Source organism: Sphingorhabdus sp. (assembly GCF_044239665.1).
Taxonomy (GTDB): domain Bacteria; phylum Pseudomonadota; class Alphaproteobacteria; order Sphingomonadales; family Sphingomonadaceae; genus Sphingorhabdus_B.
In genome coordinates, this window is the sequence record NZ_JBIIBA010000002.1 from 50,211 (window position 1) to 62,448 (window position 12,238).

General features: G+C 55.9%; 13 protein-coding genes. 3 read left to right on the plus strand and 10 right to left on the minus strand.

Annotated elements, in window-relative coordinates:
• Positions 1 to 27: 27 nt before the first annotated feature.
• The 6 genes from ACILP3_RS01010 to crcB form a co-directional block, all read right to left on the minus strand.
• The gene (locus ACILP3_RS01010) at positions 28 to 726 is read right to left on the minus strand and encodes an ATP12 family chaperone protein (RefSeq protein ID WP_395614813.1); all 699 of its coding nucleotides are present in this window, start codon (positions 724 to 726) and stop codon (positions 28 to 30) included.
• Complete coding sequence (locus ACILP3_RS01015) at positions 723 to 962, minus strand: hypothetical protein (RefSeq protein ID WP_395614814.1); 240 nt, start codon at positions 960 to 962, stop codon at positions 723 to 725. The genes ACILP3_RS01010 and ACILP3_RS01015 overlap by 4 nt, the downstream gene beginning before the upstream one ends.
• Complete coding sequence (locus ACILP3_RS01020) at positions 959 to 1,630, minus strand: HAD-IA family hydrolase (RefSeq protein ID WP_395614815.1); 672 nt, start codon at positions 1,628 to 1,630, stop codon at positions 959 to 961. Before ACILP3_RS01020 ends, ACILP3_RS01015 begins: the two co-directional genes overlap by 4 nt.
• Positions 1,631 to 1,994: 364 nt before the next feature.
• Positions 1,995 to 2,594 (minus strand): FMN-binding negative transcriptional regulator, encoded by a 600-nt coding sequence (locus tag ACILP3_RS01025; protein WP_395614816.1) that lies wholly within the window; start codon positions 2,592 to 2,594, stop codon positions 1,995 to 1,997.
• A gap of 290 nt (positions 2,595 to 2,884) precedes the next feature.
• Positions 2,885 to 4,129 carry an RluA family pseudouridine synthase gene (locus tag ACILP3_RS01030; RefSeq protein ID WP_395614817.1) on the minus strand — a complete coding sequence of 415 codons (1,245 nt, stop codon included), beginning with the start codon at positions 4,127 to 4,129 and terminating at the stop codon, positions 2,885 to 2,887.
• The gene (gene crcB / locus ACILP3_RS01035) at positions 4,126 to 4,503 is read right to left on the minus strand and encodes a fluoride efflux transporter CrcB (protein ID WP_395614818.1); all 378 of its coding nucleotides are present in this window, start codon (positions 4,501 to 4,503) and stop codon (positions 4,126 to 4,128) included. The genes ACILP3_RS01030 and crcB overlap by 4 nt, the downstream gene beginning before the upstream one ends.
• Positions 4,504 to 5,249: 746 nt before the next feature.
• Here crcB and ACILP3_RS01040 point away from each other — a divergent pair.
• Together ACILP3_RS01040 and ACILP3_RS01045 are read left to right on the plus strand one after the other, a co-directional pair.
• A complete protein-coding gene (locus tag ACILP3_RS01040) occupies positions 5,250 to 6,893 on the plus strand; it encodes a tetratricopeptide repeat protein (protein ID WP_395614819.1) in 1,644 nt (547 codons plus the stop codon).
• Positions 6,894 to 7,046: 153 nt separating this feature from the next.
• Positions 7,047 to 7,232, plus strand: coding sequence for a hypothetical protein (locus ACILP3_RS01045; RefSeq protein ID WP_395614820.1), 186 nt, complete (start codon positions 7,047 to 7,049; stop codon positions 7,230 to 7,232).
• A gap of 70 nt (positions 7,233 to 7,302) precedes the next feature.
• On the opposite strand, the gene ACILP3_RS01050 is transcribed toward ACILP3_RS01045, so the two are convergent.
• Together ACILP3_RS01050 and ACILP3_RS01055 are read right to left on the minus strand one after the other, a co-directional pair.
• Positions 7,303 to 7,632, minus strand: coding sequence for a type II toxin-antitoxin system HicB family antitoxin (locus tag ACILP3_RS01050; RefSeq protein ID WP_395614821.1), 330 nt, complete (start codon positions 7,630 to 7,632; stop codon positions 7,303 to 7,305).
• Entirely contained in the window at positions 7,625 to 7,885 is a 261-nt protein-coding gene (locus ACILP3_RS01055; protein ID WP_395614822.1) for a type II toxin-antitoxin system HicA family toxin, read from the minus strand. The genes ACILP3_RS01050 and ACILP3_RS01055 overlap by 8 nt, the downstream gene beginning before the upstream one ends.
• Positions 7,886 to 8,096: 211 nt before the next feature.
• On the opposite strand from ACILP3_RS01055, the gene acnA reads away from it, so the two are divergent.
• Positions 8,097 to 10,772 (plus strand): aconitate hydratase AcnA, encoded by a 2,676-nt coding sequence (gene acnA, locus ACILP3_RS01060; RefSeq protein ID WP_395614823.1) that lies wholly within the window; start codon positions 8,097 to 8,099, stop codon positions 10,770 to 10,772.
• A gap of 66 nt (positions 10,773 to 10,838) precedes the next feature.
• Here the strand turns inward: acnA and ACILP3_RS01065 are convergent, their stop codons facing one another.
• Both ACILP3_RS01065 and ACILP3_RS01070 read right to left on the minus strand, forming a co-directional pair.
• A complete protein-coding gene (locus tag ACILP3_RS01065; RefSeq protein WP_395614824.1) occupies positions 10,839 to 11,690 on the minus strand; it encodes an HpcH/HpaI aldolase/citrate lyase family protein in 852 nt (283 codons plus the stop codon).
• 79 nt (positions 11,691 to 11,769) lie between these two features.
• Positions 11,770 to 12,222, minus strand: a complete 453-nt coding sequence (locus ACILP3_RS01070) for a MaoC family dehydratase (RefSeq protein ID WP_395614825.1) — start codon at positions 12,220 to 12,222, stop codon at positions 11,770 to 11,772.
• Positions 12,223 to 12,238 lie beyond the last annotated feature (16 nt).

Consider the following 12,238-nt stretch of genomic DNA (forward strand, 5'->3'; position numbering starts at 1 on the left):
CTCTTATCGTTCCCGACGAGATGGGTTTTAACCTAGGGCCAGCAGGTCGAGAAAGCGCGCAGCCGCCATAAATTCGCCTTCGCGGTCGCTGCGGTTTTTTTGCGCCCAATGGTCAGCGCCCCATAATTCTTCCTGCCACAGTTCATCAAGGCAGGCGGCGCTCCATATGTCTTCGGGCTTGCCGGCGCGTTCGATCACCGCCAAGCTTGCAACAAGTGACCCCGACAAATGCGCAAGCTTCGCCATGGCGGCCAGTTCAAATGCCCCGCGCGCAGCGACCGCTCCGCGCAATGTTTCCAGCGTTGCGGCAGGTTGCGGCTGGTGCATGATGCCTTCGACAATTACGAAGCTGATGTCATAGCGCGCTTTCGCCCAATTCAGCCAATGGTCCCAAATCTGGGCCTGCCGTTCGGCAAAAGCTTCGCCAGCCGCCGCGCGATAGCAGAAAAGGTCGGTTTCGCCATAAGCAGCGATGGCGGCGGCAAAGCCCGCATGATCGGGCGCAATACGGTCAATGGCGGCATTGGCAAAACCCGTCACCGGCATCATGATCGGGTTGAGCGTTTTTTCCACGGCTTCCCATTCCGCCACGACTGCATCCGCCATTTTCTGCGTCGGCAGCGCGAGCGCATTGCCCGTTGGCGTCTTTACCGGACGCCCGTCGAGCCGGACAGCCTGACCCAATGGCGTGGATTCAAGCGTAACCTCTTTCCAAAACCGCCTCATAAATCAGGCTTACTTTTCCATCTTTTCGACAGGAATACAGGCAGGAGGAGAAAGTTGAGCATACCGACCAGAAACAGCAGATATCCCGCCGCCTTGGGGATTCCAAACGTCTCCCGCGCGATGACGGCAAGGCCCAGCACCAACAAGATCGCGCCTATAATCCGGCACAGGTTGATGACCAAAAAGCGATATTGCGCCTGCATTTCTGCACGGGCCTTGTCATCGATTGGTGTCATGCAAAATCCTTTAGATACGCGTTCAGATCGTCCATGCTTTCGGCGATATAGTCTGCCCCTGCTTCGCGCAACTCCGCAACGCTGTGATAGCCCCAATTGACACCCACGGTCCGCGTTCCGGCCGCGCGGCCCATATGAATATCATATACCGTATCGCCAATAACGACCGCATCGCGCGCATCAACGCCGGCATCGGCCAATGCCTGATACACCATCGACGGGTGCGGTTTGGACGGGTGACGGTCGGCGGTTTGCAATGTAACAAACAGGCCCTTGATTGCATGATGGTCCAAACACCGGATCAGCCCGCGGTCGGACTTGCCCGTCGCCACGCCCAACATCCACCCATCTTCGTCCAATTCCGACAATAATGCGGCCATGCCGTCATATAAGGGCTCATCCACCAAGCCATTATTGCGCAATGTCAGGAACGCGGCCCTGTAATGTTCGGCCAGATCATGATGGGTTTTGTCATCGGCATCGGGCAACAATACACGCATCGATTCCACTAAAGACAGCCCAACCACGCGCCGTATATCATGCCGCAACGGTGGCCGCAGCCCCGCGCCTTCAAACGCATGCTCCATCGCCATGCAAATATTGGCTTGGCTATCGACCAAAGTCCCGTCGCAATCAAATATGGCGAGGCGTGTGCGCGATTTGATCACTAACTTGGCTCCCCGTCATATTAAACTCTTACCCGTCACTCCGAACGATTACCATCGGCACGTCAAACAATTACCATCGTTACCCTAGAGCTTTACCCGTCACCCTGAACTTGTTTCAGGGTCCATTTCTCTTCCGCAACCGCCGGTCGTGTGGCGCGATAGACCCTGAACCAAGTTCAGGGTGACGAAAAGGAGGACGTCATCAGCATAACTATAGGATGCGGTAAAAAGCGACATCTTCGTGTCTTCCTATCTTCATGCGAACCAACAAACATGAAGGTTCGCACAAAGACATAAAGACGTAAAATCTATTTCTTCGCCGCAGGCTTCTTAACCACTGCCCTTTTCGTCCATGCTTTTACCGTCACGGCACATTGCGCATCAAGTCGGCGATACCGCGTGTGCCTGCGCCCTCGGCACCATCGGCAGCGGCGTTGCGGGCGGCGTCGGGCTTATTCTGCCCTAATTTGCGCGTGCCGCGCCACGCGCTGATGTCCATATTAAAGCCCAATATGCCCCGCAGCATCTTTTCAAAATGACCATCCGCCATTTTTGACCGGTCCCAAATCGGCTTTGGCGCCAATTTCGATTCCTGAAACAGGCTCAGCGCATCGGATTGGGCGATCAACTCAGCTTCGTCCATTTGGCGGATATTGCCCTGCATCTCTATTGCGCAATAATTCCAAGTGGGCACCTGATTATCCATGCCATACCAATCCGGACTGATGTAACCGTCCGGACCATTCACAACAAATAATGCCTCTGCGCCATCCAGATATTTCGTCATCGCATTGTTGCGCGCGATATGAAAACCAACGCGATTGTCCGCCAGAAAAACAAAAGGCAGATGAGCCACGCGCAGGCCTTCTGGGGTGACCATAAAGAGCGTGCCAAAGCCGATATCCTGCGCAAAAACACGCAGCGCATCACGATCATCCCAAGCAAATGCAGCATTTGGATGCATGTTGTTCGTTCCCCTGTCGTTCTGATTAGCGATCAGAATCTCAAATCCACGCCCTTTATGCTGAAACAAGTTCAGCATGACGAGAGGGAAGTTGCATTCCCCCTTACCCGTCTCTCTAAAGCCTTACCCGTCGCCCTGACCCGTCTCTCTAAACACCTACCCGTCACCCTGAACCCCTACCCGCCACCCTGAACTTGTTTCAGGGTCCATTTTTCCACCGCAACCGCCAGTCGTGTGGCGCGATAGACCCTGAACCAAGTTCAGGGTGACGAAGGGAATAGAGAAACGACCTATTTCTTCCCAGCAGGCTTCTTCACAGGTGCCCTTTTCGCAGGTGCTTTCCCAGCCACGGCCTTCTTAATCACTGGCTTTTTCGCCGCAATTTTTTTGCCAGCGGCCATTTGGCTGCGCTTATTATCCTTGGGCTTGTCGGACACCGATCCGCGCGATCGGCGTTCGCCCTTGCGTTCTTTGCGCGCTGACTTGGCGATATTGGCGGCAACGCGTTTTTTGCCCTCGGCAGTTTCGCTAAACTTGGGCGCGTCCAAAACCAAAGCATCGCCCAATTCAATATCAAAGCCCAAATCGTCAAAGCTGGCCTTCATATGTGGGGGCAAATCGGCGCGGACGTCGATTTGATGGCCGGACGGATGGTCGATGCGGATGCGGCGGGCGTGAAGATGCATTTTGCGGCTGATTGTGCCGGTTAGAAACGCCTCCTTGCCGCCATATTTGCCATCGCCGACAATCGGGTGGCCAATGGCAGCCATATGCACGCGCAACTGGTGCGTACGGCCAGTATAAGGCTGCAATTCGACCCATGCGGTTGCATTACCTGCGCGCTCCACAATGCGATAGCGGGTGCGCGCCGATTGCCCGTCTTTTTCATCGACATGCATTTTTTCGCCACCGCTTCCGGGTTGCTTGCCTATCGGCAGGTCAATGAAACCATCGGCAATGTCGGGCACGCCGACGACTAAGGCCCAATATACCTTGCGCGCGGTGCGTGATGAAAATGCCTTGGCAAAATGCCCCGCCGACCGCGATGTCCGCGCCAGCAATAACGCGCCCGATGTGTCCTTGTCCAATCGGTGGACAAGCTTTGGCCGGTTATCGAGCTCAAAGCCCAAGGCATCGAGCAAGCCGTCGACATGATTCTCGGTCTTGGTTCCGCCCTGCGTCGCAAGGCCGGCTGGCTTGTTAATCACCAACGCCGCGTCATCCTTGTGGATGACCATGCTGAGCGCAAATTCCATTTCGTCTTCGGTCAGGTCACGGCGCTTGCGCACGGGCCGCGCGCTTGAGGATGCAGACGTATCCGCAGGCGGAACCCGTAAAGTCTGTCCAGCCAGCAAGCGGTCACCGGGCGTTGCCCGCTTACCATCGACGCGCAATTGCCCCGTGCGCGCCCAGCGCGACACGATGTTGAACGATGCATCGGGCAAATGGCGCTTAAACCATCGGTCCAATCTTATGCCGTCATCATCGGGAGCAACGATAAATTGTCTTATGCCCTTATCGTCATTCTTGCTCATGCCCAAATTGCCTTTGCTATCACCATACCGGCGAAAATTGCGCCAAGCGCCAATGTCACCGACGCGAACGCATATATTGCCGCCATGCCCATTTGCCCGCGTTGCACCATCTGCGCCATTTCAAGACTGAAGGCGCTAAATGTCGTAAACCCGCCCAAAACGCCAACGCCCAGAAACAGACGTAACGGTTCCGCCGCATTGTCCCCGCGCAGCATCCAGTTCGCCAATATACCCATGCACAGCCCGCCCACGACATTGGCCGCAAAGGTCGGCCATGGCCAGCCCGCAGCGCCGACAGGCAAGGCGCGGGAGAGGCCGTAACGCATCGCTGCGCCGATGGCTCCGCCCGACATGACAAGGATGATGGGGTTCATGCCCGCGCTGTAGCGGGACAAAGCCTGCTTTAGCAAGCCTTGCCGCCGCGCAGGGTCATAAGGCGGGATTATGCTTTGCCCAAAATGCCGCCATCGACGACAGCGCTTGCATCAACAACAGCAATATAATCCGGCCTGCCTCACACTTGAAATGATGGTCGGCAAGCCGCATGCAATGAATGGCAGGGTAAAAAGGTTAAAGCCGCGGGGGGTGCGCGGCAAGTTTTGATAACGCCGAACGCATCAACTTCCTATCACCGGTTTGCGACCCGATGGATGTTTCGGCGTAACCCCCGCCACGATCCACGATTGACGCATGCATCATGACAGATCCCGAGCCCAAGACAAAACACGCCAACTGAGGGAAATTGGCAATTTCACCCACCCGATATGGACCATGTTGACCGGGGGAATTATCGATTATCGCTGAACTCGGGTTCTTAACCTTAGATATATAGCCTTTGAGAGTGCACGGAAGTAACCTTCGGGCAACAACTGCGCCTGCGGCATAAATGCCTTTTTTATCTGGAACTTGTTGGCCTGCAATAGGTTTATCAACTGAGGCAAAAGGCACATTGAATTGCCGTTACATACCCCATGTAACGGTCCCAGCAGCGCGCACGCACTTAACCTGCTGTATGAAATCGTGACGCAGGAGACGTCCAATTACAATTGCAGTCAAAGATACCAACCTAAATTTTGCAGTTAGGGTCAATGCAGAGCGTGACATCGTTTTATCCAGCGCTGTGTTTCAACGTTCGCCCGCTTTGTCGGGTTTGCTGCGTTATCTTATCGACGAAACAATTGCCGGTCGCGCTAAAGCGTTAAAATCATTCATCGTCGCGGTCGATGCTTTGGGCCGTAAGAAAGATTTTGATTCTGCATCGGACAGTTCGGCCCGTGTGCAAATGGGACGGCTGCGCAAAACACTGGAAATTTATTACGCGCAAAATGCGCCAAGCGCGGGTTGCTGCATCTACCTGTTGTCGGGTTCTTATGTCGTCCATTTGGGTCCGCGCGAACTGGCCTATCCAAAACTGCCGCCCTTACCCAAAGTACAAGAATCTTCCTTTGCTGAAAACGCCGCAATTGCATCGCCGCCTAAAGGTTGGGCACAAACGTCAATTCCCTTTTACCGCCGGTCTTTGGTCGTACTTTTCCTCATCCTCCTCTTCTTCTCCATCGTTGCAGCAGCAACTTACTTCGCGCAAAAAAAACCAGCAGCCGTCTCTGTCTATCGCAGCCCAATCCTAGAAATAATTGCCGCCGACACTGGCAAAGACCCACAAGCGGCGCAAACCTCGCGCCGCATTGCGGGGTTACTGGCCGATGATCTCAGCCGCTTTGAAATATCGCGCGTCCGGCTCGGCACCGGACCTTCTTCACCTGCTGAACGCAATGATAGTTCCCATGTCTATCGTCTTTACTCACGGCTCGTAACCGACGAGAATAATGTCACCTTATATCTGAATATTGACGATGCGCAGGCTGATATCCTGATTTGGTCGCGTGTCGTGGTCATGCCGCCTGAGCCCGAAAAAATGCAGGCCGCACTTATTCCTATTTTGGGAGAGATTAATGGCGGGCAAGGCATCATTGCATCTTATGAGGCGGTGCAGACGCGCAACCAAAATGATGGCGGCTATCCATGCCTCCTAAAATATTTCGAATTTGTACGATATCGCAGCGATAGCTTAGAGGACAAGGTTGCCGCCTGTCTGGAAAAGCCAGTGCTGGAAACACATATCCGTGGCACAATGCTGGGCTTTCGCGCTTTATTCGAAATGGAACGCAAAAGCGCGGCGGCAGATGTTGATGCGGCTTATGCCCGCGGCACGTTGTTTGCGCGCGCTGCGGTCATCGTCGACCCCAATGACAGCTGGGCCAATTTTGCTGTCGCCAACCTGTCTTATTTGAAACGGGATTGCCCCACCGCACGACTTTACACCCAGCGGGCCATGGCAGCAAACCCAAACAGCCCGGCATTTTCGGCCGTTCTTGCCGGCCTCGCGCCCATATGTGATTATCCGGACGCGGAAAAACTGCTCGATCAGGCGATTCTAACACAAAGCCCCTATTTCGCCAGGGCACGACTTCAGTTGGTTTTGGCGGCGATATCACAGAATCGGCCAGACAAAATTGCAGAGATTTATGATGCAGAATTACCTCTATCGCCCTATAATCGCTCCAATTTTTACCTGACAGAGGCCATGATTGCCGCAAGCATGGGGCAAGGTCCTAAAGCCGCGCGCTATTGGGGCCTGTTTGAAACCACCACGGCGGGGCAAAGCAATGCGGCGGATGACAAGATGCGCCATTTCGTCGTCGTCCCGGCGGTGCGCCAACAAATGATTCAATATCTTCGCAATGCAGGCGTTACGATCTCCTGAGCCGACGGCACGCATGAGTCACCCCCACCCCCATCCCGCCGCCCCAGCGCAGGCTGGGGCCCATCACGCCTCGCGGGCGCGCACAAAACATGGTAGGCAGTGCCTTCCGCGCGCGCGACCGTCCCCCGCGCCGCATTATGTTAAGGAAATTGCATGATCCCCTTTGTCACCATGACCGATGTGCGCGGCCAAAAAATCTCGGTCAATCCGGAAATCGTGCAGTTTGTCCGCGTCGCCGACAATGCACATGACGAATGCTTGATCGTCTTTGGAAAAGACCAATTGCTGCGCGTGCGCGGCAGCCTAGATGAGGTGACGGACGCATTGCGGCACGGTTAATCGCCGGATGAATCCGCCCGACATATCCACAGCGTAATCCACAGGTTAATCCACATTCAGCGCATCAGGGTCAACCAACCCGCCCCACATTCTCCGCCAACACATTCGCCACATAGCTGTTCAACGAAACGCCCTCACGCGCGGCGACGATCTTGAGCTTCTCATGCAAGGAACGCGGCACGCGTTGACGCCATTGGCCGAGCGATGATGGTCCCGGCAATTCGCGGCCAAGTGCCTTTGCCGCGTCCATCCATTCGCCAATCGCGCGTTCGGCATCCGCCAAGGCTTCTTCGGGCGTCTCGCCATCGCCGATGCAGCCGGGTAGCGCCGGAACGCTTGCCAACCAGCCGCCGCCATCGGCCTCTGCCAAGGGTTCGACCATGATTGCATATTCAGTCATTTTCTGGACCATCATTTTCACCCTTCGTCATTTCAACCAGCTTGCGGATATAAATCGGTTTAATCGGCCGCTTTGCCGGGATGGTGAGGATCATATCTGCCCCCGGTGCGGCAATTTTCCAATGAGACCCGCCGCCCGTGGGCGGAAGGCAGCGCCAGCCAAGCGCCCTACACACCGTCTGGACATCCGATATTGTCCAATCCCCTGCAGGATTGCGGCGCATTTTGTCCAAGAGCCGGTCGGTTTTATCCATATTTATAATGATACCTTATGCGGTATCAATATTCAATATCTTTTCATTGCCCGCCACTTGCACCCCACCCCCAACCGCGCTAAGGCGCGGCCAGCAAACGAATCTCCCGCTTTTACGCTGGTTTGACGCGCGTTTATTGGCCGCAGATAGCGGCAACCGTGCTGTCTTCCCCATCCGGCCGAAAGCCCAAATTTTAAGGGACAATATCACCATGACCGCAATCGGATTAGACAGCCTGCAAACCCGCTCCACCTTGACCGCTGGCGGCAAGACGGTGGATTATTTCTCGATCAAGAAAGTGTCGGCGAAATTGGGCGATGTGTCGCGTCTGCCGTTTTCGATGAAGGTATTGCTCGAAAATCTGCTCCGTTTTGAAGATGGCGGCTTTACCGTGTCGGTGGACGATGTGCAGGCGTTGATCGATTGGCAGAAGGACGCCAAGTCTACCCGCGAAATTCAATATCGCCCTGCCCGCGTTTTGTTGCAAGATTTTACAGGCGTGCCGTGCGTGGTCGATCTAGCCGCAATGCGCGATGCGATGACCGCGTTGAAGGCGGACCCGTCGAAGATTAACCCACTTGTCCCTGTGCATCTGGTCATTGACCATAGCGTCATGGTGGACGAATTCGGTCACCCCAAGGCGGCGGAACAGAATGTGGAAATCGAATATCAGCGCAATGCCGAACGTTATGACTTTTTGAAATGGGGTTCCAAGTCGCTCAATAATTTCAAGGCAGTCCCCCCCGGCACGGGCATTTGCCATCAGGTCAATCTGGAGCATATCGCGCAAGCCGTTTGGACCAGCACTGGCGAAGATGGCGCGACCATCGCCTATCCCGACACCTGCGTGGGCACAGACAGCCACACGACGATGATCAACGGCCTTGGCGTCCTTGGCTGGGGCGTAGGCGGGATTGAGGCTGAGGCCGCGATGCTGGGCCAGCCGGTATCGATGTTGATCCCTGAAGTTGTCGGCTTCAAGCTGACCGGTGCATTGGCCGAAGGCGTGACCGCAACCGACCTTGTGTTGACCGCAACGCAAATGCTGCGCGCCAAGGGCGTGGTTGGCCGCTTTGTCGAATATTATGGCCCCGGCCTTGCATCGCTTAGCCTTGCCGACCGGGCGACATTGGCCAACATGGCGCCGGAATATGGCGCGACCTGTGGTTTCTTTGGCATTGATGAAAAGACCATCGAATATCTGCGCCTGACCGGCCGTGATGAGGACCAAATTGCGCTTGTGGAGGCTTATGCCAAAGAACAAGGCCTATGGGCCTATGCCGATATGGCCGACCCGATTTTCACCGACACGTTGGAACTGGACATGGGCAGCGTGGTCCCGTCGCTGGCTGGCCCCAAGCGCCCGCAGGACAAGGTTGTCCTCACGCAAGTCGACAATGTGTTCAACGATGACCTCATCAACGTCTACAAGCATGACAGCGCAAAGCGCGTCGCGGTTGAGGGCAAGACGCATGATATCGGCGATGGCGATGTCGTGATTGCGGCGATCACCAGCTGTACCAACACTTCGAACCCAAGCGTTTTGGTTGCCGCCGGATTGGTGGCGCGTAAGGCCAATGCCTTTGGACTGAAGCCGAAGCCATGGGTGAAGACATCGCTCGCGCCGGGATCACAAGTCGTGACCGATTATCTCGATCGTGCGGGATTGACGGCGGATCTGGATGCGGTCGGCTTTAACTTGGTTGGCTATGGCTGCACGACCTGCATCGGTAACTCCGGTCCATTGGCAGAGCCGATTTCGGCAGCGATTAACGGCCATGACATTGTGGCCGCTTCGGTCATTTCTGGCAATCGCAACTTTGAAGGCCGCGTGTCCCCCGATGTGCGGGCGAATTTCTTGGCCTCACCGCCATTGGTAGTGGCTTATGCGCTCAAGGGCACAGTGACCGAAGATTTCACCACCACGCCCATTGGGCAAGCGACCGACGGTTCGGACGTGTTCCTGCGCGATATATGGCCCAGCAATCAAGAGGTGCATGATGTCATGACCGCAAACATCGACCGTTCGATGTTCACCGCGCGTTATGCCAAAGTCTATGAAGGCGATGCGCATTGGCAGAAAATTCAGGTTGAAGGTTCGGACACCTATCAATGGCGCGCCGGGTCGACTTATGTCGCCAATCCGCCTTATTTTGAAGGGATGAGCATGACGCCCGCGCCGGTGATGGATATCATCGAGGCAAAGCCGCTGGCGATCTTGGGTGATTCCATTACCACCGACCATATCTCGCCTGCCGGAAGCATCAAGGCGGACAGCCCTGCTGGAAAATTCCTATTAGAGCATCAGGTGAGCAAAGCAGATTTCAACAGCTATGGCGCGCGGCGTGGCCACCATGAAGTCATGATGCGCGGCACCTTTGCCAATATCCGCATCAAAAACGAAATGGTCCCCGGTATCGAAGGCGGCATGAGCAGCTACCAAGGCGCAGTCATGCCCATCTACGACGCCGCCATGAAGCATAAAGCCGACGGCACGCCCTTAGTGGTCATCGCTGGCAAGGAATATGGCACCGGTTCTTCGCGCGATTGGGCCGCCAAGGGCACAAACCTGCTTGGCGTCCGCGCCGTCATCGTCGAAAGCTTCGAACGTATCCACCGTTCGAACTTGGTCGGCATGGGCGTCTTGCCTCTCCAGTTCATGGAAGGCGAAAGCCGGACAACGCTGGGCCTGACAGCCGACGACAGCTTCACAATCACCAGCGTCGGAAAGCTTCAGCCGCGCCAGATCGTGAATGTGATGGTCACGCGCAAGGACGGCTCAACGTTCAATTTCGACACTTTGTGCCGCATCGACACCGCGAACGAAGTGGAATATTTCATGAACGGCGGCATCCTGCATTATGTGTTGCGGAAGCTGGCGGCTTAAGCATAACGCCGGTTCAGTTTGCCCATCACCCCGGCGCAGGCTGGGGTGATGCATTATGTTGACCGCCTAAACGCGCGATAACGTCGAAAGCGCCGCTTTCAAATGCGGCGCGTCGATCATTTTACCATCAATTTGCAGCACCCCGGCTCCGGGGTTGGCGGCGAATGCATCGACGATGGATTGGGCATGCGCGATCTGCGCCGGCGTAGGCGTAAAGCCAGCGTTGATGGCGGCAACCTGCGATGGGTGAATGGCGAGCATACCCGTAAAGCCATCCCGCGCAGCGCGGGCGACATATGCGGCAAGGCCATCCTGATCACTGATGTTCGGAAACACTGTGTCAATCGCCGCAACGCGTGCGGCATGGGCCGCAAAAAGCGTTAACGCGCGGACCATTTCATAGGGTGCAGTATAGCTGCCATCCGCCTCAAGCGCGGTCGCTGCGCCAACTGAGGCCGGCAAATCCTCTGCGCCCCAGCTGACACCAGCGAGATAAGGTGCGACATCACGCAAGCTGCCAAGGTCAAACACTGCGCCTGGCGTTTCGGTCGCGATCGGCAAGATCGGCGGTGCTTCGCCATCCTGACTGTCGGCCACCGCCGCGGCTTCGGCGCGCAGCCAATGGACCGAGCGCGCGCCCTCTGCCTTTGGCAACACTATGCCATCGGGCATATAAGGCAAGATCGACGCCAAATCGTCATGCGTCAATTGGCTATCCTGCGGATTGACACGGACGAACACGGGCACTGGTCGGTCGCCGGACAGATATTCCGCCGCCGCCTCGCGTGCGGCCACCTTGCGGTCAAGCGCAACCGAATCTTCCAGATCGATGATAATCGCATCAGCGCCGCTGGCGGCGGCCTTGGCAAAGCGGTCGGGCCGGTCACCCGGGACGAAAAGGAGCGATCTTAGTTTCATATTTCTACCTCAGCAAAATTCACCTTAGTGCTGCACGCCTATCCGATAAGCGCCCTTCGACAGGCTCAGGGCTTCGGTACTAGCTTTCACTCCGCTTTAACAACGCAGCCCGTTCCGTTTGGCAAACAAGTTCGTCACGTTGATTGAGGCATCGGTGCAGGAACGTCACAACACCGGCATCGGGCCGTGATTTGCTTTCCTTCAACCCAATAACCTCAGTTTCGGCGCGCAATGTATCGCCGATAAACACAGGTTTTGGCATCACCAATTTATCATAGCCCAGATTGGCGACCAGCGTGCCAAGCGTCGTGTCACCCACCGATAGCCCGACCATCAGCGCGAAAGTGAAGGTGCCGTTGACGAGAATCTGACCAAACTCGCTAGCCTTGGCCGCCTCTGCGTCAATATGCAGCGGCTGCGGATTATGGGTCATGACCGAGAACAAAAGATTGTCTGTCTCGGTCACCGTGCGGCGAATGTCATGGGCGATGGTGTCGCCGATTTGCCATTGGTCGAAATATTTGCCTGCCATCTATCCCACCTCACAA

What these genes read in the sequence shown, in the direction of transcription:
- ACILP3_RS01010 (WP_395614813.1), bottom strand. Translation starts at nt 726, where the DNA reads ATGAGGCGGTTTTGGAAAGAGGTTACGCTTGAATCCACGCCATTGGGT.
- ACILP3_RS01050 (WP_395614821.1), bottom strand. Translation starts at nt 7,632, where the DNA reads ATGACTGAATATGCAATCATGGTCGAACCCTTGGCAGAGGCCGATGGC.
- ACILP3_RS01025 (WP_395614816.1), bottom strand. Translation starts at nt 2,594, where the DNA reads ATGCATCCAAATGCTGCATTTGCTTGGGATGATCGTGATGCGCTGCGT.
- ACILP3_RS01065 (WP_395614824.1), bottom strand. Translation starts at nt 11,690, where the DNA reads ATGAAACTAAGATCGCTCCTTTTCGTCCCGGGTGACCGGCCCGACCGC.
- ACILP3_RS01030 (WP_395614817.1), bottom strand. Translation starts at nt 4,129, where the DNA reads ATGAGCAAGAATGACGATAAGGGCATAAGACAATTTATCGTTGCTCCC.
- crcB (WP_395614818.1), bottom strand. Translation starts at nt 4,503, where the DNA reads ATGAACCCCATCATCCTTGTCATGTCGGGCGGAGCCATCGGCGCAGCG.
- ACILP3_RS01015 (WP_395614814.1), bottom strand. Translation starts at nt 962, where the DNA reads ATGACACCAATCGATGACAAGGCCCGTGCAGAAATGCAGGCGCAATAT.
- acnA (WP_395614823.1), top strand. Translation starts at nt 8,097, where the DNA reads ATGACCGCAATCGGATTAGACAGCCTGCAAACCCGCTCCACCTTGACC.
- ACILP3_RS01045 (WP_395614820.1), top strand. Translation starts at nt 7,047, where the DNA reads ATGATCCCCTTTGTCACCATGACCGATGTGCGCGGCCAAAAAATCTCG.
- ACILP3_RS01055 (WP_395614822.1), bottom strand. Translation starts at nt 7,885, where the DNA reads ATGGATAAAACCGACCGGCTCTTGGACAAAATGCGCCGCAATCCTGCA.
- ACILP3_RS01070 (WP_395614825.1), bottom strand. Translation starts at nt 12,222, where the DNA reads ATGGCAGGCAAATATTTCGACCAATGGCAAATCGGCGACACCATCGCC.